Source organism: Microbispora sp. H10949, assembly GCF_014161435.1.
Taxonomy (GTDB): Bacteria; Actinomycetota; Actinomycetes; order Streptosporangiales; family Streptosporangiaceae; genus Microbispora; species Microbispora triticiradicis.
On sequence record NZ_JABBWZ010000003.1, the window covers coordinates 33172 to 58517 of the forward strand.

Annotated in this window: 23 protein-coding genes; 16 read left to right on the top strand and 7 right to left on the bottom strand. The window is 72.3% G+C overall.

Annotated elements, in window-relative coordinates; translation table 11 throughout:
- Positions 1 to 124 precede the first annotated feature (124 nt).
- Together HHX40_RS07730 and HHX40_RS07735 are read right to left on the bottom strand one after the other, a co-directional pair.
- Positions 125 to 1417 (bottom strand): D-arabinono-1,4-lactone oxidase, encoded by a 1293-nt coding sequence (locus HHX40_RS07730; RefSeq protein ID WP_182880360.1) that lies wholly within the window; start codon positions 1415 to 1417, stop codon positions 125 to 127.
- Between the two features lie 82 nt (positions 1418 to 1499).
- The gene (locus HHX40_RS07735; protein WP_182880002.1) at positions 1500 to 2690 is read right to left on the bottom strand and encodes an MFS transporter; all 1191 of its coding nucleotides are present in this window, start codon (positions 2688 to 2690) and stop codon (positions 1500 to 1502) included.
- A 192-nt stretch (positions 2691 to 2882) separates the two neighbouring features.
- Between HHX40_RS07735 and HHX40_RS07740 the strand changes: the two genes are divergently transcribed.
- Complete coding sequence (locus HHX40_RS07740) at positions 2883 to 4082, top strand: lytic transglycosylase domain-containing protein (protein WP_310737987.1); 1200 nt, start codon at positions 2883 to 2885, stop codon at positions 4080 to 4082.
- Positions 4083 to 4091: 9 nt separating this feature from the next.
- Here the strand turns inward: HHX40_RS07740 and HHX40_RS07745 are convergent, their stop codons facing one another.
- Positions 4092 to 5066 carry a ferrochelatase gene (locus tag HHX40_RS07745; RefSeq protein ID WP_182880003.1) on the bottom strand — a complete coding sequence of 325 codons (975 nt, stop codon included), beginning with the start codon at positions 5064 to 5066 and terminating at the stop codon, positions 4092 to 4094.
- A gap of 87 nt (positions 5067 to 5153) precedes the next feature.
- Between HHX40_RS07745 and HHX40_RS07750 the strand changes: the two genes are divergently transcribed.
- Both HHX40_RS07750 and HHX40_RS07755 read left to right on the top strand, forming a co-directional pair.
- Positions 5154 to 7124 carry a prolyl oligopeptidase family serine peptidase gene (locus HHX40_RS07750; RefSeq protein WP_182880362.1) on the top strand — a complete coding sequence of 657 codons (1971 nt, stop codon included), beginning with the start codon at positions 5154 to 5156 and terminating at the stop codon, positions 7122 to 7124.
- A gap of 107 nt (positions 7125 to 7231) precedes the next feature.
- A complete protein-coding gene (locus tag HHX40_RS07755; RefSeq protein WP_182880004.1) occupies positions 7232 to 8053 on the top strand; it encodes an inositol monophosphatase family protein in 822 nt (273 codons plus the stop codon).
- Between the two features lie 80 nt (positions 8054 to 8133).
- On the opposite strand, the gene HHX40_RS07760 is transcribed toward HHX40_RS07755, so the two are convergent.
- Positions 8134 to 8298, bottom strand: a complete 165-nt coding sequence (locus HHX40_RS07760) for a hypothetical protein (RefSeq protein WP_165900481.1) — start codon at positions 8296 to 8298, stop codon at positions 8134 to 8136.
- Positions 8299 to 8540: 242 nt separating this feature from the next.
- On the opposite strand from HHX40_RS07760, the gene HHX40_RS07765 reads away from it, so the two are divergent.
- The 5 genes from HHX40_RS07765 (at position 8541) to HHX40_RS07785 (ending at position 13545) form a co-directional block, all read left to right on the top strand.
- Positions 8541 to 9194, top strand: coding sequence for a response regulator transcription factor (locus HHX40_RS07765; protein WP_111698089.1), 654 nt, complete (start codon positions 8541 to 8543; stop codon positions 9192 to 9194).
- An 11-nt stretch (positions 9195 to 9205) separates the two neighbouring features.
- Entirely contained in the window at positions 9206 to 10519 is a 1314-nt protein-coding gene (locus HHX40_RS07770) for a sensor histidine kinase (protein ID WP_259402329.1), read from the top strand.
- Positions 10520 to 10776: 257 nt separating this feature from the next.
- Positions 10777 to 11076: a DUF4193 domain-containing protein gene (locus HHX40_RS07775; RefSeq protein WP_030454398.1), complete on the top strand. Its 300-nt coding sequence runs from the start codon at positions 10777 to 10779 to the stop codon at positions 11074 to 11076.
- A gap of 19 nt (positions 11077 to 11095) precedes the next feature.
- Positions 11096 to 11848 (top strand): hypothetical protein, encoded by a 753-nt coding sequence (locus HHX40_RS07780; RefSeq protein ID WP_310737988.1) that lies wholly within the window; start codon positions 11096 to 11098, stop codon positions 11846 to 11848.
- Between the two features lie 293 nt (positions 11849 to 12141).
- On the top strand, positions 12142 to 13545 hold the full coding sequence (locus tag HHX40_RS07785) for an alpha,alpha-trehalose-phosphate synthase (UDP-forming) (protein ID WP_111698088.1): 1404 nt from the start codon (positions 12142 to 12144) through the stop codon (positions 13543 to 13545).
- Here HHX40_RS07785 and HHX40_RS07790 read toward each other — a convergent pair.
- Positions 13535 to 13852: a DUF4235 domain-containing protein gene (locus HHX40_RS07790; RefSeq protein ID WP_259402307.1), complete on the bottom strand. Its 318-nt coding sequence runs from the start codon at positions 13850 to 13852 to the stop codon at positions 13535 to 13537. The two genes, HHX40_RS07785 and HHX40_RS07790, sit on opposite strands and share 11 nt — an antisense overlap.
- A 69-nt stretch (positions 13853 to 13921) precedes the next feature.
- Between HHX40_RS07790 and valS the strand changes: the two genes are divergently transcribed.
- From valS to HHX40_RS07820, 6 genes are all read left to right on the top strand, one after another.
- Positions 13922 to 16465 (top strand): valine--tRNA ligase, encoded by a 2544-nt coding sequence (valS, locus tag HHX40_RS07795; RefSeq protein ID WP_182880005.1) that lies wholly within the window; start codon positions 13922 to 13924, stop codon positions 16463 to 16465.
- Between the two features lie 67 nt (positions 16466 to 16532).
- A complete protein-coding gene (locus HHX40_RS07800; RefSeq protein WP_310737989.1) occupies positions 16533 to 17813 on the top strand; it encodes an AI-2E family transporter in 1281 nt (426 codons plus the stop codon).
- A 121-nt stretch (positions 17814 to 17934) separates the two neighbouring features.
- Complete coding sequence (gene dut / locus HHX40_RS07805; protein WP_111698086.1) at positions 17935 to 18372, top strand: dUTP diphosphatase; 438 nt, start codon at positions 17935 to 17937, stop codon at positions 18370 to 18372.
- 55 nt (positions 18373 to 18427) lie between these two features.
- Complete coding sequence (locus HHX40_RS07810; protein ID WP_182880006.1) at positions 18428 to 19099, top strand: DUF3710 domain-containing protein; 672 nt, start codon at positions 18428 to 18430, stop codon at positions 19097 to 19099.
- A 237-nt stretch (positions 19100 to 19336) separates the two neighbouring features.
- Positions 19337 to 19729 carry an OB-fold nucleic acid binding domain-containing protein gene (locus HHX40_RS07815; protein WP_111698084.1) on the top strand — a complete coding sequence of 131 codons (393 nt, stop codon included), beginning with the start codon at positions 19337 to 19339 and terminating at the stop codon, positions 19727 to 19729.
- 16 nt (positions 19730 to 19745) lie between these two features.
- A complete protein-coding gene (locus tag HHX40_RS07820) occupies positions 19746 to 20414 on the top strand; it encodes a DUF3159 domain-containing protein (RefSeq protein ID WP_111698083.1) in 669 nt (222 codons plus the stop codon).
- 63 nt (positions 20415 to 20477) lie between these two features.
- Here the strand turns inward: HHX40_RS07820 and HHX40_RS07825 are convergent, their stop codons facing one another.
- Positions 20478 to 21146, bottom strand: a complete 669-nt coding sequence (locus HHX40_RS07825) for a potassium channel family protein (protein ID WP_111698082.1) — start codon at positions 21144 to 21146, stop codon at positions 20478 to 20480.
- Positions 21146 to 21814: a potassium channel family protein gene (locus HHX40_RS07830; protein ID WP_111698081.1), complete on the bottom strand. Its 669-nt coding sequence runs from the start codon at positions 21812 to 21814 to the stop codon at positions 21146 to 21148. The genes HHX40_RS07825 and HHX40_RS07830 overlap by 1 nt, the downstream gene beginning before the upstream one ends.
- Positions 21815 to 21921: 107 nt before the next feature.
- Here HHX40_RS07830 and HHX40_RS07835 point away from each other — a divergent pair, with 107 nt between their 5' ends.
- The gene (locus HHX40_RS07835; protein WP_111698080.1) at positions 21922 to 23964 is read left to right on the top strand and encodes an APC family permease; all 2043 of its coding nucleotides are present in this window, start codon (positions 21922 to 21924) and stop codon (positions 23962 to 23964) included.
- 23 nt (positions 23965 to 23987) lie between these two features.
- Positions 23988 to 25280: a class I SAM-dependent RNA methyltransferase gene (locus tag HHX40_RS07840; RefSeq protein ID WP_182880365.1), complete on the top strand. Its 1293-nt coding sequence runs from the start codon at positions 23988 to 23990 to the stop codon at positions 25278 to 25280.
- Positions 25281 to 25346: the final 66 nt, after the last annotated feature.

The following is a 25346-nucleotide window of genomic DNA, read 5'->3' on the forward strand; positions in this document are numbered from 1 at the left end:
TCGAGTGGCGCGCCGGGCTCCGGTCTGCCCGTGCTCCGCAATGTGCCTGCCCCGGGGGAGGCTTGGGCAACGCGACACGCGGAAGACGCCGGACCGTGGAGAGGGACTTTACGCGGCGATGGGGTCAGCCATCCCGCGACGCGCCGAGGACCCGGTCGAGGTAATCGTTGGCGAACAGCCCGTCAGGGTCCATCTCCCGCCGCAGCGCCACGAAGTCGTCGAACCTGGGATAGACGCCGCGCAGGTAGTCCGCGTCGCGGGTGTGCAGCTTGCCCCAGTGGGGCCGGCCCTCCAGCCGGGTCATGATCTCCTCGACGCCTGCGAAGTACTCCGGGTCGGGCGCGCCCCGGTAGACGTGGCAGGCGATGTACGCCGAGTCCCGGCCGTACGCGGTGGACAGCCAGGCGTCCGAGGGCGGCGTGACCCTGACCTCCACCGGGAAGGTGACCGGCCGGCCCGACCGGTCCAGCAGGTCGCGGACCTCCCGCAGGGCGCGGGCGAGGTGGCGGCGCGGGATCGCGTACTCCGTCTCCAGGAAGCGGACCTCGCGGACGGAGGTGAAGACGCGGTGGGAGGCGTCCACGTGCTCCGACGCCCCCAGCAGCCGGGCGGACGCCCGGTTGATCGCGGGCACTGCCCGGGGGAGGCGGGCGCCGAGGGCGCAGGCCGCGCCGAACGCCGTGTTCTCCAGGAAGACCTCGTCGAGCCACCTCTTGAACGCCGTGGGCGGCCGGGCCGGGCCGGCGTCGCGGTTGTTGCGCTTGACCAGGCAGGTGTCGGTGTGGGGCAGCCAGAAGAAGTCGAGGTGGTCGTCGGCCCCGGTCAGGTCGTCGAGCCCGTCGAGGATCCGGCCGAACGCCATCGGTTCCCGTCTGGCGCGCAGCAGGAACGCGGGCTCGACCCGGAACGTGACGGCGGTGAGGATGCCGAGCGCGCCCAGCCCCACCCGGGCCGCGTCGAACAGGTCGCCCTCCCGCACGGTCGCGACCGAGCCGTCGGCGAGCACCATCTCCAGTTCGGCGACCTGGTCGGCGAGCCCTCCCGTGTGCCTGCCGGAGCCGTGGGTTCCGGTCTGGATCGCCCCGGCGGCGGTCTGCGCGGTGATGTCGCCCATGTTGGCGAGCGCGAGCCCCCGCCGGTGGAGTTCCTCGTTCAGCGCATGGAGCGGCGTGCCCGCGGCCACCTTCACCCAGCCGTCGCCCGCGTCGAGCACCCCGGTCAGGGCGTGCGGCCGCAGCAGGACGCCGTCGGTCAGCGCCACCCCGGTGAACGAGTGCCCGGTGCCGGTCATGCGGACCCGGCGGCCCGTTCTCGCGGCGTCCCGTACGGCGTCCGCGACCTCGGCGGCCGAGGCGGGGGTGCGCGTCTCGGCGGGCGTGACCGACTGGTTGCGCGCCCAGTTGACGAAGGCGTCCATGCTCTTGTGCTCCAGTGCCCGGCAGTGAACGCGAACACTACTCATGAACGCCCCCGCTGCCTACAGCCCGGACGGCGGAGCGTCAGCCGGCCCGCTGCCGCACGCGGGCCAGCGCCGACCCGCCGAGACCCACCGCGACCGCGAGCAGTGCGCACGCGTAGGAGAAGCCGTACGCGTTGGACGCGCCGTAGGCGTCGGTGAGCCGCCCGCCCGCCCACGCGCCGACGGCCACCCCGAGGCCGATGGACGTGGAGATCCACGCCATGCCCTCGGTGAGCTGCCCGGCCGGGACCATCCGCTCGACGAGCGAGAACCCGGTGATCAGCGTGGGGGAGATCGACAGCCCGGCGAGGAAGAGCGCCAGGGCCATCGCGCGGATGTCGTCCATCAGCAGCACCGGGGTGAACCCGGCCGCGAACAGCGACAACCCTCGCACGAACCGGCTGCGCAGGCTGATCTTCCAGTTCCGGGACCCGAACCACAGCCCGGAGATCATGCTGCCGGCCGCGATCGAGGCGAGCAGCAGCCCGGCCGCCGCCTTGTTGCCGTGCTCGTCGGCGAAGGCGACCGTGATGATGTCGATCGAGCCGAACACCGCGCCCATGGCGAGGAAGACGGCCGACAGCAGCGCCACCCCCGGGATCGCGATCGGCGACCCGCCCGACCTCTGGTGCCGTACGACCGGGGGCTCGGTGCCGCGCAGGCAGGCGAAGACCAGGGTGCCCGACACGGCCAGGACGATCGTGGCGATGAGCCCGGCGTAGGCGTTGACGCCCGTCGTCAGCGCGGTGACGAACGCCGGGCCGCCGACGAAGATCAGCTCGTCGGCCACCGACTCGAACGAGAACGCCGTGTGCAGCCGGGAGGGGTCGTCGAGCACGTGCGACCAGCGCGCCCGCACCATCGAGCCCAGCGACAGTCCGGTGGCGCCGGACGCCACGCCCGCCGCGTACAGGGCCCACTGGGGGGTCCGGGCGTGCGCGCACAGCATCAGCGCGGTGATCGAGGCGGCGTGCAGGAGGATGAACGGGACGAGCACCCGCGACTGGCCGAAGCGGTCCACGAGCCGCCCCGACAGGGGCGCGGCGACGGCGAAGGCCACCGAGACGGTCGCCGCGACCGCCCCGGCCGTCGCGTACGAGCCGGTGACGGCGTTGACGAGCAGGATGACCCCGATGCCGAGCATCGACATGGGCGCCCGCCCCACGAACCCCGCGAGAACGAAGCCCTTGACTCCGGGCGTGCCGAACAGCCCTCGATACGGCCCGACCATTGGTGTTTCCCCTTCGGCACGATGGTGCGTGTGCGTCCGGGCCGGCCGTTCGGACAGCGGCGGCGGCCTGCGGAAAGTTCCGGTGAGAACTCCTGAGGCACGCGGACGTCATTTATTTCCGGTTTCGACCATCGCCTGCCCGCCTATCATGGGGCAAGTGATTTTCCGTCGCCGGAGGTGCGGGGTCTGACTGTGCGTTCCCGCTCTTCCTACGCTACCGGGCGCATCCGTCCCATCGTCACCGGGCTCGCGGTCGTGATCGTCAGTGTGCTCGCCATGGGTGTCGCCGCCCTCGTGACCTGGCCCGATTCCGGCGCGCTCGCTGCCGGCGACGTGGCCGGTGACCGGCCGCGCCCGGACAAGGCGCGCCCGGCCGCGCGGGCCACCACGGCCGCCCTCGTGCCCGACCGCACGCTGCCGTCGAGCGCGCCCGTCGCGGGCGGGCCGGGCGTGCAGGTCACGCCGCCGCAGCTCCTGGCGATCTCCCCGGCCACGGTTCCGGCGCGGACGCTACGCAAGATCGCCAAGTTGCCGCACGTGCAGAAGGTGGCGGTCACCGACGGCGGCGCCGTGCACGTCTCCGGTACGGCCCTGCGGCTGCTCGCGGTCGACCCGGCGCAGTTCCGCTCGTGGACGCCCAAGCGGGTGGCCGAGCACCCGGAGGTGTGGAGCGGGCTCGCCCGGGGCGAGTTGGTCGCCGACAGCGGGACGATCAAGCGGCTCGGCGTGCGGCTGGGCGTCGACTACCAGATCGACGGCGGCCCCCGGCTGCGGGTCGCCGCCTCGGCCTCGCTCGGGCTGCCCGACATCGACGGGCTGGTCAGCCAGGAGGTGGGACGGCGTCTCGGCTTCCCCGCCGGGGTCGTGGTGCTCGTGCACGGCGATCCCGGCAAGGTGGACCGGGATTCGGTCGCCCGCCTGCTCGGCAAGGGCGCGCAGGTCGTGCGGATCGGCCCGGAGAGCGAGCGGCCGAAGGCCGCCACGCCGCAGGGCCAGGCCCTGGTGGGGCGGCCGGAGAGCTACCTCGACCTCTACCAGCGCTCGGCGACCGTCTGCCCCGGCCTCTCCTGGACCGTCCTCGCCGCGATCGGCCAGGTGGAGAGCAGCCACGGCCGCAACAACGGCCCGTCGTCCGCCGGGGCGCTCGGGCCGATGCAGTTCATGCCCGCCACCTGGAAGTCGTACGGCGTGGACGGCGACGGCGACGGCGAGGCGGACATCTGGAGCCCCTACGACGCGGTGCCGTCGGCCGCCAAGTACCTGTGCGCCAACGGGGCGGGCGCGGGCGGCGAGAAGCTCAGGAAGTCCGTGTGGTTCTACAACCACTCCTGGGACTACGTGAACAAGGTGCTGTCGCTCGCGGACGCCTACGCCCGCTCGTACGCCTCCTGACTCAGGACACTAGGAGGGCCGGCGGGCGGGGGCCGGGCAGCAGGTGCCCGGGCACGGCGCGGGCGCGGGTTCGGCGAGCAGCTCGGCCACCATCGACACGAACCGCGGGTGGGTGCCCGCGGTCGCGGCCCTGGTGAGCGGCAGGCCGAGCTTTCCGGCCAGGGCGGCGGCCTCCGTGTCGAGGTCGTAGACGACCTCCATGTGGTCGGACACGAACCCGATCGGCACCAGCACCACGGCCGGCACGCCCTCGGCGTGCAGCGCCTCCAGGTGGTCGCAGACGTCCGGCTCCAGCCACGGGACCTGCGGCGGGCCGCTGCGGCTCTGCCACACCAGGTCCCACGGCCGTCCCGCGTCCACCTGCTCGACCACCAGCCGCGCGGTCTCGCGCAGCTCGGCCTCGTACGCGCCGCCGGACGGGCCGGCGGTGCGCGCCATGGAGACGGGGATGCTGTGCGCGGTGAAGACGAGCCGGGCGCCGGTCCGCACGTCCTCGGGGAGCGCGGCGAGCGCCTCGCGGGTGTGGTCGGCCATCGCGGCCACGAACCCGGGGTGGTCGTAGTAGTGGCGCAGCTTGACGATCTCGGGGGCCCCCGGCACGGCGGCGCGGGCGCGGGCGATGTCGTCGAGGTACTGCCGGCAGCTCGAATAGGAGCGGTAGGCCGCGGTGACGAAGGCCGCCGCCCGGCGGACGCCGTCCTCCTTCATCCGCCGGACCGTGTCCTCCAGGAACGGATGCCAGTTGCGGTTGCCCCAGTAGACCGGGAGGTCCACGTCCAGCGCGTCGATCAGCTCGCGGCACTGCCGGTTGATCGGGCTGACCCCGCCGAACCGCTGGTAGTGCGCCTCGACCTCCAGCAGCCGCTCACGCGGCACGCCCCGGCCGCGTACGACGTTCTCCAGGAACGGCATGACGTCCTCGGGACCTTCCGGCCCCCCGAACGAGACGACGAGCAGGGCGTCGTACCCCGTGGTGCTCCCCATGAACGACAACACTAGTGGGGGGTCGAGACGGTCGGCCCGGGCGAGTAGGTTCGAGCGGTGACCCAATTTCCCGACATCCGCGAGTACATGGCCCTGCCGCGCGTGGCGTCGCTGCGGCTGTCACCCGACGGAACCCGGCTCGTTTCCGTGGTCCAGTCCCTCAACCCCGACGGCAGGTCGTACGGAACGGCGCTGTGGGAGATCCCTCTCACCCCCGAGGGTGAGCCGCACCGGCTGACGCGGTCGGCGAAGGGGGAGGCGGGCGCGGAGTTCGCCCCCGGCGGAAGCCCGCTGGACGGAGGCCTGCTGTTCGTCTCCCGGCGGCCCGACGAGACGGTCAAGGAGCCGGGCGGCGACACGCCCGCGCTGTGGCTGCTGCCGGAGCGGGGCGAGCCCGTACGGCTGGCCACCCGCCCCGGTGGGATCGGCGCGGTCCGGGCGGCCGGTGACGTGGTGGTCTACGCCTCCGAGGTGCTGCCCGGCGACGCCGCGACCGAGGAGGAGCGCCGCAAGGGCCGCGAGGACGACGGCGTCAGCGCGATCCTGCACGAGGGCTACCCGATCCGCTTCTGGGACCACGACCTCGGCCCGGCGCAGCCCCGGCTCTTCGCGGGCCGCGCCGCCCGGGACGGCCTGGAGGACGTCCGGGACCTGACCCCCGAGCCGGGCGGCGCGCTGCGCGACGCCTCCTTCGCGGTCACTCCCGACGGCTCGGCCGTGATCACCGCGTGGCGGGAGTTCCTGCCGAACGGGGCGGGGCGCACCGACCTGGTCGCGATCGACCTCGCGGACGGGTCCCGGCGGACGCTCGCGACCTCGCCGGGCCACGACTTCGGCGGGCCGGTCGTGGTGTCGCCCGACGGGCGGCACGTCGCCTGCAGCCGGGAGCGGCACGCCACCGAGCAGGTCTCGGCCACGGTCGACCTGTGGGTGATCGACCTGGCCACCGGCGAGGGGCGGGCCGTCGCCGAGGAGATCTTCCCCGCGTCGGTCGCGTGGGCGCCCTCGTCGGCGGAGCTGTTCGTCGCCGCCGACGACCGGGGCCGCCGGCCGGTCTTCCGCGTCTCCCTGGACGGGCCTGCCGCCTCGGCGACGACCCGGCTGACCTTGGACGACGGCGCGTACGCCGAGTTGTGCCCGGCCCCCGGCGGCGAGGTCTACGCCCTGCGCGGCGCGGTCGACTCGCCGCCCGTGCCGGTGCGGATCGACCCGGACGGCACCGTGACCGCGCTGCCCTCGCCCGTTCCGGCGCTCGACCTGCCGGGCACCCTGACCGAGGTCACCGCCACGGCCGACGACGGCACCGAGATCCGGGGCTGGCTGGTCGTCCCCGCGGAGGCGACCGCCGAGGACCCCGCGCCGTTCCTGCTGTGGATCCACGGCGGGCCGCTCGGGAGCTGGAACGACTGGAGCTGGCGCTGGAACCCCTGGCTCATGGCCAGGCACGGATACGCCGTGCTGCTGCCCGACCCCTGCCTGTCCACCGGGTACGGCCAGGGCATGATCGACCGGGGCTGGGGCGACTGGGGCCCGGTCACCCACGCCGACCTGATGGCGATCACGGACGAGTGCCTGAAACGGCCGGAGATCGACGAGCAGCGGACGGCGGCGATGGGCGGGTCGTTCGGCGGCTACATGGCCAACTGGGTCGCCGGGCACACCGACCGCTTCCGGGCCATCGTGACGCACGCCTCCCTGTGGAACCTGGAGCAGTTCGCGGGCACCACGGACGGCGCGGACTACTGGCAGCGCGAGTTCGGCGCGCCCGGCTCGGCCAGCTACGAGAGGCTGTCGCCCCATCGGTGGCTCGGCGAGATCAGGACGCCGATGCTGGTCATCCACGGCGACAAGGACTACCGCGTGCCGATCGGCGAGGGTCTGCGGCTGTGGTGGGACCTCCAGCGGTCGGGGGTCGAGGCGAAGTTCCTCTACTTCCCCGACGAGAACCACTGGGTGCTCAAGCCCGGCAACGCGATCGCGTGGTACGAGACCGTCCTGGCCTTCCTGGGTCAGCACGTGCTCGGGGAGGAGTGGCGCCGCCCGGCCTCCCTGCGGTGACCGTCCGAGAGCTCCCGATCCTGGTTTGGAAGGATGTGGGAGTTATCCGTGGCCGTTCCGTTCCGGCGGGCGGCCACGATCACGAACTCAGGAGGGGGCACACCGGCATGGACGAGCGGGAGCGGCGGGACGACCGCGTTCGGGAGGAGGAGCTGCTGGAGCTGGCGGCCCGCATAGCGGAGGAGGCCGGCCAGATGCTGCTCGCCAAGCGGCCCGCGCGGCCCGAGGTGCTCGCCACCAAGTCAAGCCCCACCGACGTCGTCACCGCGCTGGACCGGGCCGCGGAGGAACTGATCCGCGCCCGCATCGCCGAGGCCCGGCCGCGTGACGCGATCCTCGGCGAGGAGGGCGGCGACACCCCCGGCGAGGGCGTGGTCCGCTGGGTCGTCGACCCCATCGACGGCACGGTCAACTTCCTGTACGGCGTGCCCGACTGGGCGGTCAGCATCGGCGTCGAGGTGGACGGCGAGATCGTCGCGGGCGCGGTCAACAACGTCCCGCGCGGTGAGCTGTTCACCGCCCGCCGGGGCGGCGGCGCGTGGCTGCGGGGCGAGCGGCTGCGCTGCAACACCGGCGTCCCGCTCGACCGGGCGCTCGTCGCGACCGGCTTCGGCTACGGCGCCGCCCGCAGGCGCGTGCAGGCCGAGGTGGTCGCGCAGGTGGTGCCGAGGGTCAGGGACATCCGGCGGGGCGGCTCCTGCGCGATCGACCTCTGCTCCGTTGCCGCGGGGCGGGTGGACGCCTACTACGAGCGCGGCGCCAACTACTGGGACCACGCCGCGGCCGGTCTCGTCGCCGCCGAGGCGGGGGCGCGGCTCGGCGGCCTGAACGGCAGGAAGGTGAGCCCCGACATGGTGCTGTGCGCCGCGCCCGGGCTCTTCGAGGAGCTGCACGACCTGCTCGTCCCCCTCGATCCCGAACGGGACTGACCACCACGCCGTTCCACACGGCCCGGCACAGTCGAAGGGGCCCGCCGTACGGCGGGCCCCTTCGTCAGGTGATGGCGCGGTCAGCGGTTGATGGAGACGCCGTGATCCTCCGCGAGGCGGTGCAGGTCCTCGATCTCGGCGGTGAGGGTGTCGGCGAGGAAGTCGTCCCCGCTCGTCGTGGCCTCTTCAAGACCCTTGTAGGCCTGGTCGAGCCTGGATTCGATCGTGGTCGTGAACTCGCCCATCTCACCTTCTTTCTCAGGGGGCGAACGTGTCGCGGGGACGCCGGCGCGGAATCCGCTCAGGAGAGACGCGCCTACCCCGGCACACGACAATGGAGGGTGCCCGGGGCCATACCCATAACGGGGCCGAGCGCAAACCTGTGAATTTCTGTGCTCTACGTCACGTAGAGTGCCGGGGCCGCTTACCGGCGGCTTACGCCGGTCATGGCCACAATGAGGCGTCCGTACCAGCGAGGAGGACCTTGATGCGCGTGCTAGTGGTGGAGGACGAGAGGGTGCTCGCGGACGCGATCGCCACCGGCCTCCGCCGGGAGGCGATGGCCGTGGACGTCGCCTACGACGGCGCCGCCGCCCTGGAGAAGACGGGATACATCGACTACGACGTGATCGTGCTCGACCGCGACCTGCCGAAGGTCCACGGTGACGAGGTGGCCCGTCGCCTGGTCGCGGAGCGGTCCGCCTCGCGGATCATCATGCTCACCGCCGCGGGCGATGTGGACGCCAAGGTGGAGGGGCTGGAGCTCGGCGCCGACGACTACCTGGCCAAGCCGTTCGTCTTCATGGAGCTCGTGGCCCGGGTGCGCGCGCTCGGCCGCCGGTCCGCGCCGGCGCTGCCGCCCGTGCTGGAGCGGGCCGGCATCCGGCTCGACCCCGGCAAGCGCCAGGTGGCCAGGGACGGCGCGGAGATCCATCTCACCAAGAAGGAGTTCGCGGTGCTGGAGGAGCTGATGCGCGCCGAGGGCGCGGTCGTCAGCCAGGAGGACCTGCTCGACAAGGCGTGGGACGAGAACATCGACCCGTTCACCAACGTGGTCAGGGTGACGATGATGACCCTGCGCAAGAAGCTGGGCGACCCGCCGGTCATCGAGACGGTGCCGGGCGTCGGCTACCGGCTGTGACGCCCGGCCGGATGTCGGACCCTATGGGCACCGGTCCCTACCGCAGCCAGGTTCCGCCGCCGCCCAGCGGGCCGCCCGCCTGGGACGGCCCGCCGCCCCTGGTCGCCCACCCGGTCCAGCGGGCCAACATCCTCGACGAGATGCGGTCGCTGCAGAACCGCGTCAGCATCCGCTGGCGGCTGACCCTCACGTACGCCGCGCTGGTCTTCGTCGCCGGCGCGCTGCTGGTGATGGTCATGTACGTGCTGGTCGGGCATGCGATCAACGTCGGGTGGCAGAGCGTGCCGAAGATCCTGCTGCCGCCGAGCGTGCCGCAGGAGGTGATCGACGAGTTCAACAACAACTACGCCAACCTGCAGGCGGAGGCCACCGCGGCGGCGCGGAGCGAGCTGCTGCAGCGGTCGCTGCTGGCGCTGCTGGGCGTGGGCATCTTCGCCCTGATCCTCGGATACGTCGTGGCCGACCGGGCGCTGCGGCCGATCAAGAAGATGACGGTCACCGCGCGGAAGCTGTCGGAGACCTCCCTCGCCCACGAGCGCATCGACCTCCAGGGCCCCGACGACGAGCTGAAGGAGCTGGCCGACACGTTCGACGCCATGCTCACCCGGCTCAACACCGCCTTCGACGCCCAGCGGAGGTTCGTGGACAACGCCTCGCACGAGCTGCGCACGCCGCTGGCGATCAACCGCACCGTGCTGGAGGTGGCCCTGTCCGACCCCGAGGCGTCGGACGACCTCAAGGTGCTCGGGCGCACGCTCCTCGGCACCACCGCCCGCAACGAGCGGCTCATCGAGGGCCTGCTGCTGCTCGCCCGCAGCGAGCGGGAGCTGTCGGTGCGCAAGCCCGTGGACGTGCAGGAGGTGGCGCGGACGGCGGTGGAGCAACTGGCCGCCTTCGCCGAGGAGGAAGGGGTCACGGTCGAACACGACCTTCATCCCGCCGCCACGACGGGTGATCCGGTTCTCGTCGAACGCTGCCTCTCGAACCTCGTCGAGAACGGCATCAAGCACAATCTTGGTCCCAACGGAAAAGTATGGGTCCGTACGGGAATGGTGGACGGGGGTGCGGTTGTTCAGGTCGCGAACACGGGACCGCACGTTCCCGCGTACGAGGTGGAGAGCCTGTTCGAGCCGTTCCGGCGGCTGAATGCCGACCGGGTCCAATCCGCCAAAGGCGCGGGTCTCGGCCTGTCCATCGTGCGCGCGATCGTCCGGGCGCACGGCGGAACGGTCGTCGCCGTTCCCCGCGACGGGGGCGGGCTCGTGGTGACGGTGCGACTCTCCGGAAACGGGGTTTCTCCGGGGATGCCGCAGTCGGCGCGCTGATGGAGCGTGCGCGCCGTACATGTGGTTGGATGTGCCGTCGAACACGGTGGGGATACCGCCGATACTGTGGTTTTCGCCATATTTGGCTAACCGCAGTCCCCGGCGGTGCACGCCACCCGTGTCGGGAGGTTCAGTGTTCGTTCAAGCGGGTACCGATTGCACGATTTCCCGGCCCCCGCGGGCACAACACCGGCCTCCCGAGCGTTAAGACGCGCGACATGAGCGCAGGCAGATAGATGAGGGGGATGGAGTAGCAGATGGCTACCGACTACGACAGCCCGCGTAAGACCGACGACGACCTCAGCGAGGACAGCCTTCAGGAACTACAGGCGCGCCGGAGCGACAAGTCGTCGGGCAGCATCGACATCGACGAGACCGATCTGGCCGAGTCGCTGGAGCTGCCGGGGGCGGACCTGTCGAACGAGGAGCTCTCGCTTCGGGTGATTCCTCGGCAGGCCGACGAATTCACCTGCTCGCGGTGCTTCCTGGTGCACCACCGCAGCCAGCTGGCCTCGGAGAAGAACGGCCAGCAGGTCTGCCGCGAGTGTGCCGCCTAGGAGACCCTGAGGAGGGTCCGTGACTTCAGACGCGGATCGATCGAACGACGAGGTGGCCGACCTGGTCGGCAAACTCGTGGCCCCTGAGGAGACGGACGGGGCCGAGCGGCGACGGCTGCTCGGCCGCCTCAGCAAGGCCCTGGCGAAGTCCGCAGGAAAGGCGCGCGAGCGCGGGACCGGCCGGGGCCGATGGCTGGCCGACGTCTTCATGAACATCGCCCCGCGGTTACCGATCAGGGACCTGGCGACGCTGCGGGAGCACCACTACGGGCTCACCGGCGATCAGCTCGCCGACGACCTCGTCCGCACCGCCGCCAAGGCGACCACGGCGGTCGGCGCGGTCGGCGGAGCGCTCGCCGCCGCCGAGTTCGCCGCCCCGCCCCTGCTGCTGTCCGCGCCCGCCCAGATCGTCGCCGAGACGCTCGTCGTGGCGGCCATCGAGGTGAAGCTTCTCGCCGAACTCCACGAGGTGTACGGCGTGCAGGTGCCCGGCAACGGCACCCAGAGGGCGGCCGCGTACGCGCTCGCCTGGTCGAAACAGCGGGGTGTCAATCCCCTCGCCCCCGGTTCGGCCACGATCGCGCTCGGCACCGCCGCGAAAACCGCGCTGCGCAACCGGCTGATGCGCACACTCGGCCGGCATCTCACCACCCTCGGCCCCTTCCTCACCGGGGCGGTCGCCGGCGCCGCCCTCAACCGGGCCGCCACCAAGAAGCTCGCCGCCGCCGTTCGCGCGGACCTGCTCCGCGGGCACGCCCTCCCGCCGGGCTGACCCCCGTTCCCCCGCCCGCGCTCCTTCCGCCGTCCCCTCCACCGTCTCCCCGCCGTCCGGCACCCCTCGGTGACGGCGGCCGGTCCAGGTGACCATCCCAATCGGCACTCTCCGGCCGTCCCGATGTTCCGGGTAGAGAAGTGTCACCGATTGGTCTAAACCACTTGGCGGACCCCCGTGAGCTGCGTGAGATCATTCTCACAGTTTCAGCTGTGAATTGTGCACGTCATTACGGGTATGGGGTCGCCTGGTGGCTTTCCGTATGGTGGTCACAGGCGACCCTGGAGGGGTTCATGCGTGATGGCACCAGCTCATTTCTGATCGTCGCGAACCGGCTGCCGGTGGACCGCGTGGGTGAGAACGAGTGGCGTCGCAGCCCCGGAGGGCTGGTGACCGCCATCGCGCCCGTCATGCAGCGCCGTGACGGCGCCTGGCTCGGCTGGACCGGCGCGGCGGGAGAGGAGCTCAAGCCGTTCGACCACGACGGCATGCACCTGATCCCCGTTCCGCTGTCCCAGCTCGAGGTCGAGCTGTACTACGAGGGGTTCTCCAACGCCACCCTGTGGCCGCTGTACCACGACGTGGTCGCCACCCCGATCTACTCCCGGGTGCTCTGGGACGCCTACAAGGCGGTCAACGACCGGTTCGCCCGGGCCGCCGCCGAGGCCGCCGCCCCCGGCGCGGTCGTATGGGTGCAGGACTACCAGCTCCAGCTCGTGCCGGCCATGCTGCGCAAGCTGCGGCCCGACCTGAAGATCGGGTTCTTCCTGCACATCCCGTTCCCGCCGGGCGAGCTGTTCTACCAGCTTCCCTGGCGCAACGAGATCCTGGAGGGCCTGCTCGGGGCCGACCTGGTCGGCTTCCAGCGGCCGGGCGGCGCCGCCAACTTCCTGCGCCTGTGCCGCCGCCTGCTCGGCGTGCAGTACCTGCGCAACGAGATCCAGCTCGAGGACCGGACGGTGCGCGCCGAGTCGTTCCCGATCTCGGTCGACTTCGGCGAGCTGGACCAGCTCGTCCGCGAGCCGCGCGTCCAGCAGCGGGCCAGGGAGATCCGGGCCGAGCTGGGCGACCCCGAGCACATGCTGCTCGGCGTCGACCGGCTCGACTACACCAAGGGCATCGGCCAGCGGCTCAAGGCGTTCGGCGAGCTGCTCGACGACGGCTCGGTCAAGCCGGGCGAGGCGGTGTTCGTCCAGGTGGCGACGCCGACCCGGGAGCGGGTCGCCGAGTACATCCGGCTGCGCAACGACATCGAGCTGCGGGTGGGCCGCATCAACGGCGAGCACGGCATGCTCGGCCGTCACCCGATCTCCTACCTGCACCAGTCGTACAACAAGGAGGAGCTGGCCGCCCTGTACTGCGCGGCCGACGTCATGGTCGTCACGCCGCTGCGCGACGGCATGAACCTCGTCGCCAAGGAGTACGTCGCCTGCCGCCACGACCTGCGCGGCGCGCTGGTGCTGAGCGAGTTCGCCGGGGCGGCCGACGAGATGCGCCAGGCCTACATGGTCAACCCGTACGACATCGCGGGCATGAAGCGGGCGATGCTGGCCGCGATGCGGGCGACCCCGCACGAGCTCGCCCGCCGGATGCGGTCGTTGCGGCGCAGGGTCGCCTCGCACAACGTGGACAGGTGGGCCAGCGACTTCCTCACGGCCCTGGAGTCCGGGGAGCCGGCGCCCGCGCCTACGGAGTGAGGTCGCGGGCGGCGTCCTTCCAGGAGCGCCACTTCCTGGCCGCCGCCCGGGTCGCCACGATCCGGGTGACCTCGATGCCGAGCCCCATCACGACGGCGTAGGCGATCGCCTCGCCGAGGCCGATGTCCGGGGAGTCGGCGCTCGCCGGGGGCTCCTTGCCGGTCGCCTTCTCCCAGGCGTACGCCAGCACCTTGCGGGAGGCGAAGCCCACCGCGAGGCCCAGCACTCCGCCGATGATCCGCCACTGCATGTCGGGCTTTTCCGACAGGCCGAGTTCTCGCTTGGCCGCCCGAGCCGTGTCCGCCATGATTCCTCCTCCATAACGACCTTAGTGTCTCCCCTCGGGGAGGCGCGCCACGCCATACCATGTGGTGGCATGACCGAACAGCGACTCCCCGCAACCATGCCCGAGAAACCTGCTCTCGACGGCCTGGAGGCGGTATGGGTAGCCCGCTGGGAGGCCGACGGGACCTACAGGTTCGACCGGTCCCGCGGCAGGGACGAGATCTACTCCATCGACACCCCGCCGCCGACCGTGTCCGGATCCCTCCACGTGGGGCACGTGTTCTCCTACACGCACACGGACACGATCGCCCGTTACCAGCGGATGCGGGGACGCGAGGTCTTCTACCCGATGGGGTGGGACGACAACGGCCTGCCCACCGAGCGCCGGGTGCAGAACCACTTCGGCGTCCGCTGCGACCCCTCCGTGCCGTACGACCCGGACTTCACGCCGCCGGAGAAGCCGGACGCCAAGCGGCAGGCGCCGATCTCGCGCCGCAACTTCATCGAGCTGTGCGAGCGGCTGACCGCCGAGGACGAGAAGGCGTTCGAGGAGCTGTGGCGCCGCCTCGGCCTGTCGGTGGACTGGTCGCTGACCTACGCGACCATCGACGCCGGCGCCCGGGCCGCCTCGCAGCGGGCGTTCCTGCGCAACCTCGCCCGGGGCGAGGCGTACGTCGCCGAGGCGCCCACCCTGTGGGACGTGACGTTCCGCACCGCCGTGGCCCAGGCCGAGCTGGAGGACCGGGAGTGGCCGGGCGCCTTCCACCGCATCGGCTTCGACCTGTCGCCCGCGCAGCGTGAGCAGGGGTTCGGCGAGCGCGTGTGGATCGAGACGACCCGGCCCGAGCTGATCCCGGCCTGCGTGGCCCTGGTCGCCCACCCCGACGACGAGCGCTACCGGCCGCTCTTCGGCACCACCGTGCGCACCCCGGTCTTCGGGGTCGAGGTGCCGGTCGTGGCCCACCACCTGGCCGAGCCGGACAAGGGCTCGGGCATCGCGATGATCTGCACCTTCGGCGACGTGACCGACGTGACCTGGTGGCGCGAGCTCGACCTGCCGACCCGGCCCGTGATCGGCTGGGACGGCCGCCTGCTCCCCGAGCCGCCGCACGGCGTACCCGCCGGGCCGTACGCCGAGCTGGCCGGCAAGACCGTGCACAGCGCGCGCGAGCGCATCGTGGAGATGCTGCGCGAGTCCGGCCACCTGGACGGCGAGCCGCGCAAGATCCAGCGGCCGGTGAAGTTCTACGAGAAGGGCGACCGCCCGCTGGAGATCGTGACCACCCGGCAGTGGTACATCCGCAACGGCGGCAGGGACCTCGCCCTGCGCCGCGCGCTGCTCGACCGGGGCGGGGAACTGGAGTGGCACCCGCCGCACATGCGGGTCAGGTACGACAACTGGGTGGAGGGCCTGGCCGGCGACTGGCTGATCTCGCGCCAGCGGTTCTTCGGCGTGCCGATCCCGGTCTGGTATCCCCTCGACGCCGAGGGCGAGCCCGTCTACGAGGCCCCGATCACCCCGCCGGAGCGGGCGCTGCCCGTCGACCCCTCCAGCGACGTGCCGCCCGGCTACAGCGAGGACCAGCGCGGCAAGCCGCTCGGCTTCGCCGGCGACCCCGACGTCATGGACACGTGGGCGACCTCCTCGCTGACCCCGCAGATCGCCGCCGGGTGGGAGCGCGACGACGACCTGTTCCGCCGTGTGTTCCCGATGGACCTGCGGCCCCAGGCCCACGAGATCATCCGTACCTGGCTGTTCTCGACGGTCGTGCGGTCGCACCTGGAGCACGGCGGGCTGCCCTGGCGGCACGCCGCGATCTCCGGGTGGATCCTCGACCCCGACCGCAAGAAGATGTCGAAGTCCAAGGGCAACGTGGTCACGCCCATGGGCCTGCTGGAGGAGCACGGCTCCGACGCGGTCCGCTACTGGGCGGCGAGCGGCCGGCCCGGCACCGACACCGCCTTCGACACGGGCCAGATCAAGATCGGCCGGCGGCTGGCGATCAAGATCCTGAACGCGTCGAAGTTCGTGCTGGGCTTCCGGTCCGAGGGCGGCGGGGAGGTGGTCGAGCCGGTCGACCTGTCCATGCTGGCCGCGCTGCGGACGGTCGTCGACGAGGCCACCGAGGCGTTCGAGGCGTACGACTACACGCGGGCGCTGGAGCGGACCGAGCGGTTCTTCTGGTCGTTCTGCGACGACTACGTGGAGCTGGTCAAGGCCCGCGCGTACGCCGGGGACGCGTCGGCGGTCGCCGCCCTGCGCGCGGCGCTCGGCGTGCTGCTGCGGCTGTTCGCGCCGTTCCTGCCGTTCGTGACCGAGGAGGTCTGGTCGTGGTGGCGGGAGGGGTCGGTGCACCGCGCCGCCTGGCCGTCGCCGCGGGACCTGCCCGAGGCGGAGCGCGGCGACCCCGCGGTGCTGGACGCGGTGGCCGAGGTGCTGCGCCGGGTGCGGCGGGCCAAGTCGGAGGCCCGGCGGTCCATGCGGGCCGAGGTGTCCCGGCTGACCGTGTCGGGGGACCAGGCCGACCTCGTCAGGCTCGCCCAGGACGACCTGTGCGCGGCGGGCAACGTCGAGGAGTTCGTCCTGGAGCCCGGCGACGGACCCCTCGACGCCGTGGCGGAGCTGGCCGCCTGACGCGCCGCCGGCAGACGGAAGGTAAAACGACTGCGCGCCGCACCTCCGGGCATGCCAGGCTGGAGCCGTGATCCCGTCTAAGAGGCGATCCCCCGAGGGGGTGCCGCCGACACTCGCCACGCTGGCGGCGTGGAGCTGGCGGCTGCTGCTGGTGGGCGCGGCGGTCTACGTGCTGGCGATGATCATCGGCAGGATCAGCTTCGTGGTCCTGCCGGTGGCCGTCGCGCTGCTGCTCGCGGCGCTGCTGTACCCGCTCACCAGGCGGCTGCGGGAGGCCGGGCTGCGGCCGATCTACGCGACGTGGATCACGATGCTTCTCGGCCTCGCCGTGATCGTGGGCATCGGCATCCTCATCGGCACCCGGGCGAACGAGGAGTTCCCCCGGCTGGTCGCGCAGATCCAGCTCACCGCGCGCAACCTGCAGAACTGGCTGCTGCACGGCCCCCTTCACCTGAAGGAGGCCCAGATCGCCGACATCGTCGACCAGCTGAGCCGGCAGGTCAACGAGCAGCGCAGCCAGATCACCAGCACCCTGCTGACCGGCGCCACCGCGTTCGTCGAGGTCCTCGCCTCGATCGTCCTGCTGCTCTTCGTGACGTTCTTCCTGCTTAAGGATGGCGACCGCATCTGGGCCTGGTTCCTGCGCGGCTTCGGCCAGGCCGCGCCCCGGGTCGACCGGGCCGGCCGGGCCGCCTGGGTGACGATCTCCCACTACGTGCACGGCACGGTCGCCGTCGCGGCCATCCACGGCATCGTGATCGGCATCGTGCTCGCCGGGATGCGGGTGCCGCTCTGGGCCCCGCTCGCCGTGCTCATCTTCTTCGCGAGCTTCATCCCGATCGTCGGCATCCTCTTCGCGGGCGCGATCGCGACGCTCGTGACGTTCGGCTCACAGGGGTGGGTCTACGCCCTGGTGTTCGTCGGCATCCTCGTGGTCGAGCAGCAGCTGGAGAACCACGTGCTCCAGCCGCTGATCGTCGGCCGCGCGCTGGCCTTCCACCCGCTGGCGATCATCCTCGTCCTGGCCGTCGGCGGTGTGCTCGGCGGCATCGCCGGGGCGGCCGTGGCCGTGCCGCTGACGGCGGTCATCTACCGTGCGCTGCCGGAACTGCGCTCGGAACGGCGCGCCATCGAGTCATCGGAGAACGGGGGAGACGCGGGCCCCCCGGACGGCCCTCCGGGCCCCGCCGCGCCCGCGCCGGAGCCCGGCCACGCCGGACCCGTGGCCGAGCTCACAGCCGGTTCCGCGGCCGCGCGGGGCGGGGAGGGGGAGGCGGACCGGCCCTCGGGGACGGCGCCCCCGTCCTCCGGCGCGGGAGAGGCGGTGTCGCCCCAGCGCAACGGGTAGGGTCTTGCCTCATGAGCAGCCCTGTGCCGAACGCCACATCGCCGGCTCCGGCGGACCCGGGTCCGGGAGGCGCCGTCCCGGGACGCGGCACCGTCCCCTCCCGGGGAGCCGAGGCCGCCGCATGAGCGTCGAGATCCTGATCCACCGGCTCGACCCGGGCCTGCCGCTCCCCGCGTACGCGCACCCCGGCGACGCCGGGGCCGACCTGTACGCGGCGGAGGACGTCGAGTTGCTGCCCGGCGAGCGGGCCGTCGTGCGGACCGGCGTCGCGATCGCGCTGCCGGACGGCTACGCGGCCTTCGTGCATCCGCGTTCGGGCCTCGCCGCCCGGCACGGCGTGACGCTGGTGAACGCGCCCGGCACGGTCGACGCCGGCTACCGGGGCGAGATCAAGGTCACGATGATCAACACCGACGCCAAGGACGCCGTACGGTTCCGGCGGGGCGATCGGATCGCCCAGCTCGTCGTCCAGCGGGTGGAGCGTGCGGCGTTCTACGAGGTGGACCGGTTGCCCGGCTCCGTACGGGGCACGAACGGGTTCGGCTCGACGGGGAGCTGACAGCTCCGGGCACGCACATGCCCGGCACACGCAGGACACGAGGAGAGTGAGCGAAGTGTTTCGACGCCGGCGACGCGCGGAGGAGGAGACCGCACCGGCCGTCGTGCGGGAGGACGGCCCCGCCACGGCGCGGGCGGCGGGCCCCTGGGACGCGGCGGACGACTATCCGGAGGCCGAACGGGTCGACCTGGGAGGCCTGCGCCTGCCCGTCGACCCCCGGTTCGAGATCCAGCTCAGGGTGGACGGCGACCAGATCACCGGGGTGATCGTCCTGCTGGGGGAGAGCCTGCTGCAGGTGCAGGCGGTCGCCGCGCCCAAGCGGAACGGCATCTGGGACGAGATGCGGGCCGACGCCGTCAGGGACGTGACCGCCGCGGGCGGGGCCCTGGAGGAGCGGGACGGCCCCTTCGGCCCCGAGCTCGTGGGCCGGGCTCCCGCGCAGGGCCAGACGGAGCCGCAGCCGGTGCGTTTCCTCGGCGTGGACGGCCCCCGTTGGTTCCTGCAGGCCGTCATCAGCGGCCCGGCGGCGTCCGGCGGGGAGGCCGGCGACGTCCTGGAGGACGTGGTCCGCGGCATCGTGGTGGTCCGCGGCGACGAGCCGATGCCGCCCAGAGAGGTGATCCCGCTGCGTCTTCCGGTGGACCGGCAGCCCGCCGACGAGCAGGCCCCCCACCGGGATGAACTGCGGCCGTTCGAGCGCGGCCCGGAGATCAGCGAGATCCGCTGAACGGCGGCGCCCGGCCCGCCGGGACGTCGCCGCCGGGCCGGGCGGTCCGGCACGCCGGGACCGCGCCCGCGGGCCGTTGACGAATCGGGGGCAAGCCCTGCCCATGCCGTCCTTCTGACCGGCTGGCGTTCTCACGTATGCTGCGGGGAGGCATGGCCCGGGAACGACACCCGGGGTGGAGCCAGACGATGGGTCCCCCCGTGGGGACAGCGAGCGAGGAAGCCGGGTGAGCGACCGATGGACACGCCGGAGCCTGCCAGACGGGGCGGACTGCGGGGTCTCCTGCGGCGGCTGACCACCAGCCAGGCCGAGCTGGAGGCCGCCGAGCTCCAGGAGGACCTGGAGCAGGAGGGGGCCACGCCCATCGCCAGGTGCGGCGAGCGCCAGCGGTCGTGCGTGGCGGGCACGCTGCGCACCGTGACCCTGCGCCCGCGCGGCGGCGCGCCCGCCCTGGAGGCCGAGCTGTACGACGGATCGGACGTGATCGACCTCGTCTGGCTCGGCCGCCGGAAGATCGCCGGGATCGAGCCCGGCCGGGTGGTCCGGGCCGAAGGACTGATCAGCGTCCAGGACGGCCGGAAGGTCATGTTCAACCCCCGCTACGAGCTGCGCCCGGCTGGTGGCCCTTGATCTCTCAGGAGACCGTATGAGCACAGCGGACATGACGGCCCCCGCCGCGCACGCCACCGTTGAGGCGGCCGTTCGTGCCCAGATGAGCAAGGCGCTGGGCGGCAAGCGGGGGATCGTCGAGGCGGCGGTGCCCACGATCGCCTTCACCGGCACGTGGATGGCCACCCAGGACCTCAAGACCTCCCTGATCGTCGGCATCGCCTCGGCGGTGGCGCTCCTGGTGGTGCGGATCGCGCAGCGGACCACACCGCAGTTCGTGCTCAACAGCCTGGTGGGCATCGGGATCGGCGCGTTCTTCGCCGCCCGCACCGGCGACGCCAAGGACGTCTTCCTGCCCGGGATCCTCTACAACGGGGCCTACGCGGCCGGCATGCTGCTGTCGATCGTGGTCCGCTGGCCGATCGTGGGCTTCCTGATCGGCTCGGTGACCGGCGACCCGACGGCCTGGCACAACGAGCCGGCCCTGGTCCGGCTGTGCGCCCGGCTGACGTGGCTGCTCATGCTGCCCTGCCTGCTGCGGGTGGTGGTGCAGCTGCCGCTCTACCTGGCCGACCACGTGACCGCGCTCGGCGTCAGCAAGATCGTTCTGGGCTGGCCGCTCCAGGTGGCCGGGCTGGCGGCGATGGTGTGGGTGCTCGCCCGGGGCCGTACGCCGATCGAGCCGCCCGCCCAGCCCTCCGTCTGACCCTCCCGGCGGACCGGCCGCCCGGGGCGATGCCCGCCGCGGGCGGCGCGGCCGGCGTACGGCTCAGGAGCGGTCGTGGGCCGACAGCAGTTCGGTGAGCTCCTGCTCGACCTCCTGGCTGGCGACGAACAGCAGCTCGTCGCCCGCCTCCAGCGGGTCGTCGGCCGAGGGGACCAGCACCCGGCCCTCCCGCAGGATCGCGACCAGGGCGGAGTCCACCGGCCAGGGAACCGAGCCGGTCCGCTGGCCCACCACCGGGGCGTCCTCGGCGAGGGTGAGCTCCACCAGGTTGGCCTGGCCCTGCCGGAAGGTCATCAGGCGCACCAGGTCGCCGACGCTGACCGCCTCCTCGACCAGGGCCGACAGCAGACGCGGGGTGGAGACGGCGACGTCCACGCCCCACGACTCGTTGAACAGCCACTCGTTCTTCGGGTGGTTGACGCGGGCGACCACCCGGGGCACGCCGTACTCGGTCTTGGCGAGCAGCGAGACCACGAGGTTCACCTTGTCGTCGCCGGAGGCGGCGATGACCACCTGGCAGCCGTTCAGCCCGGCCTCGTCCAGCGAGGAGATCTCGCAGGCGTCGGCCAGCAGCCACTCGGCCCGCGGCACGCTGTCGATCTTGATGGCGCGGGGGTCGATGTCGATGAGCAGGACCTCGTGGCCGTTCTCCAGAAGCTCGACCGCGATGGAGCGGCCGACGGCTCCGGCGCCGGCGATGGTGACGCGCATCAGTGCTCCTCGTCGGACGGCGGGGCGGACAGCGCCTTGTTGACCCGGTCCATGTCGTTCTCGGCGGCGACCAGGTGGAGGATGTCCCCTTCCTGGACCACGGTCGCGTCCCTGGGCACGAGCGCCTCGCCCATCCGGTTGACGAAGGCCACCCGCGCGCCGGTGGCGTCCTCGATCGCCCTGGCCCGGGTGCCGATCCAGCCCTGGTGGAAGGCCACCTCGGCGAGGACGACCGTACCCGTCGGGTCGCGCCACAGGGGCTCGGCACCCTCGGGCAGCACCCGGCGCAGGATCTGGTCGGCGGTCCAGCGGACCGTGGCGACGGTGGGGATGCCGAGCCGCTGGTAGACCTCGGCCCGGCGGGGGTCGTAGATGCGGGCGACCACGTTGTCCACGCCGAACATCTCGCGGGCGACCCGCGCGGAGATGATGTTGGAGTTGTCGCCGCTGCTCACGGCGACGAAGGCGGCGGCCGAGGCGATGCCCGCCTCCTCGAGGACGTCGCGGTCGAAGCCGATGCCGGTGACCCTGCGGCCCCGGAACCCGGCCCGCAGCCGCCGGAAGGCCTGCGGGTCGCGGTCGATGACCGCGACCGAGTGGCCGTTGTCCTCCAGGATGTGGGCCAGGGTCGAACCGACCCGCCCGCATCCCATGATCACGATATGCATGCTCCCCCGCCGTGGGTGTGTGGCGGACTCCTATTGGAGACAGTATGTCGCCCATGCCGTACACCGCATGACCCGGGCATGGCGCGGGGGGACTAGGCTCAACAGACGTGTCCAAGGTGCCAGATCTTGTCAAGCGGCTCCTCGTGGGGCGTGCCCTGCGCAGCACCCAGCTCCACCACCAGCTGCTGCCCAAGCGTGTGGCGCTGCCGGTCTTCGCGAGTGACGCGCTGTCCTCGGTCGCGTACGCGCCGCAGGAGATCCTGGTCATCCTGTCGCTCGCCGGGGTCAGTCTCTACGCCATCAGCCCGTGGGTCGCGGCGGCGGTCGTCCTCGTCATGCTCGTCGTGGTCGCGTCCTACCGGCAGAACGTGCACGCCTACCCCAGCGGCGGCGGCGACTACGAGGTGGCCACGACGAACCTGGGGCCCACCGCCGGGCTGACCGTGGCGAGCGCCCTGCTCGTCGACTACGTGCTGACCGTGGCGGTGTCGGTCGCCAACGGCGCCGACTACGTGGGCGCGACGATCCCGTTCGTCGCCGAGCACCGCCCACTGGTGGCGATAGCCATCGTCGTGCTCCTGACGATCATGAACCTGCGCGGCATCCGGGAGTCGGGTGTCGCGTTCGCCGTGCCCACCTACGCCTTCATGGCCGCCGTCATCGGCATGATCCTGTGGGGCCTGTTCCGCGTGTTCCTGCTCGGTGACGAGCTGCGGGCCCCGACGGCGGGCTACCGGCTCCTCGCCGAGCAGACGGACCTCGCCGGGTTCGCGCTGGCGTTCCTGGTGCTGCGCGCCTTCTCCTCCGGCTGCGCCGCGCTGACCGGCGTCGAGGCGATCAGCAACGGCGTCCCGGCCTTCCGCAAGCCCAAGAGCAGGAACGCCGCGACGACGCTGCTCATGATGGGCCTCATCGCGGTCACGATGTTCGGCGGGATCATCTTCCTCGGCCTGGAGTCCGGGGTGAAGGTGACCGACCCGGCCACCGTGGCCAGGGACCTCATCATCGACGGGCACCCGGCGGGGCCCGGCTACTACCAGCAGCCGATCATCGCGCAGGTCGCCTCGGCCGTCTTCGGCGACGGCTCGGCCCTGTTCGTCGTCATCGCCGCGGTGACCGCGCTGATCCTGTTCCTGGCGGCCAACACCGCGTTCAACGGCTTCCCCGTGCTGGGGTCGATCCTCGCCCAGGACCGCTACCTGCCGCGGCAGCTCCACACCCGCGGCGACCGCCTGGCGTTCAGCAACGGCATCGTCATCCTCGCGGCCGGGGCCTGCCTGCTCATCTGGGCGTTCGACGCGGACGTCAGCAAGCTGCTCAACCTCTACATCGTCGGCGTGTTCGTCTCGTTCACCCTCAGCCAGATCGGGATGGTCCGGCACTGGACCCGGCACCTGAGGACCGAGAGTGACGCGAAGGCCCGCTTCCGCATGATGCGCGCCCGGGTGATCAACGGCTTCGGCGCGGTCATGACCGGGCTGGTGCTCGTCGTCGTGCTGGCGACGAAGTTCACCCACGGCGCGTACATCGTCTGTCTCGCGATGCCGCTGCTCTTCCTCATGATGAAGGGCATCAGGCGGCACTACGACCGGGTCGCCGCGGAGCTCGCCGCGCCGGAGGAGACCGAGGTCGACGAGTCGATGCTGCCCGCCCGCAACCACGCGGTCGTCCTCGTCTCCAAGATCCACAAGCCCACGCTCCGGGCCCTCGCGTACGCCAGGGCGACCCGCCCGTCGAGCATCGAGGCCGTGACCGTCAGCGTGGACGCCGGCGAGGTGAGCAAGCTCAAGGACGAGTGGGAGCGGCGCGGCATCGGGGTGCCGCTGAAGATCCTCGACTCGCCGTACCGCGAGATCACCGGCCCGGTGCTGGAGTACGTCAAGTCGCTGCGCCGGAGGTCGCCGCGCGACGTCGTGACCGTCTACATCCCGGAGTACGTGGTCGGCCGCTGGTGGGAGCACCTGCTGCACAACCAGAGCGCGCTGCGGCTCAAGGGCCGCCTGCTGTTCAAGCCCGGCGTGATGGTGACGAGCGTGCCGTGGCAGCTCGCCTCCTCCGACCGGCTCAAGCGACGCAGGGAGCCGTCCGCGCCCGGCGCATCACGCCGTTCCTACCAGCAGCCGTCGAAGGACGCGCAGGTCGGGGCATGACCGATACGAAAGGGGCCGGCCGGATGAACGGGAACGGCAGCACGGCACCGCAGGAGTCCGGAGAGACGCACCCCGCGCGGCTCGAACTGACCGTGGGCGCCGTCGCCAACGGCGGCTGGTGCGTGGCCAGGCACGAGGGCCGGGTCGTGTTCGTCCGGCACGCGCTGCCGGGCGAGCGGGTCGTGGCCGAGGTCACCGAGGAGACCACCCGGTTCCTGCGGGCCGACGCGGTCGAGATCCTGGAGGCCTCACCGGACCGGGTGACGCCGCCCTGCCCGTTCGCCGGCCCCGGCCGGTGCGGCGGGTGCGACTGGCAGCACGCGTCACTGGAGGCGCAGCGCCGGCTCAAGGCCGACGTCGTCGCCGAGCAGTTGCGGCGCCTGGCCGGGCTGGACCACAAGGTCGTGGTCGAGGAGGTGCCGGGGGCGCCGGACGGCCTCGGCTGGCGCACCCGGGTGCAGTTCGCCGTCGACCGGGACGGCTCGGCCGGGCTGCGCAGGCACCGGTCCCACGAGATCGAGCACATCACCGGCTGCCTCATCGCCCATCCCGCCGTCGAGGAGGCCGGGGCCGAACGGCTCGCCTGGCCCGGGGCCTCCTCGGTGGAGGTGGTGGCGGCCTCCGGCGGGGACCGGGCCGTGATCGTCGAGCCCCTGCCGCACCGCAGGGCGACGATCCCGGACGTGGACGCCGCGGTCCTCCTCGACGAGGGCAGGCGGGGGACCCGCGCGCTGCGCGGCCGGGCCTCGCTGACCGAGCGGGTGGGGGAGCGGGACTACCGGGTCACCGCGAGCGGGTTCTGGCAGGTCCACCCCGGCGCGGCGGCCACACTGCTCGGCGCCGTGCTCGACCTCGGCCGTCCCGAGCCGGGGGAGTGGGCCCTCGACCTCTACTGCGGCGCCGGTCTGTTCGCCGCCGGCCTGGCCGAGGCGGTCGGCCCGGAGGGCGCCGTGCTCGGCGTCGAGTCGGATCCGCAGGCCGTCCAGGACGCCCGGTTCAACCTGCGCGACCTGCCGCAGGCGCAGATCGAGCGGGGAAAGGTCGAGGAGGCCCTCGACCGGCTCGGGATCGAGCGGGCCGACCTGGTGGTCGCCGACCCGCCCCGCGCGGGCCTCGGCCGCCCGGTCGTCGAGCGCGTCGCGCGCCTGGAGGCCCCGCGAATCGTCTACGTCTCGTGCGACCCCGCCACCCTGGCGCGGGACATCGCCTGGTTCGCCTCGTACGGCTACCACCTGGAGGACCTGCGGGCGTTCGACCAGTATCCGATGACCCACCACGTGGAGTGCGTGGCGCTCCTGGTCAAAGATGTGATCTAGGCTCTGACATGCTGTGATGCTGGTGGTTACCGTCCAGGAGTCCCCAGCGTCACCCAGCAGAAACCA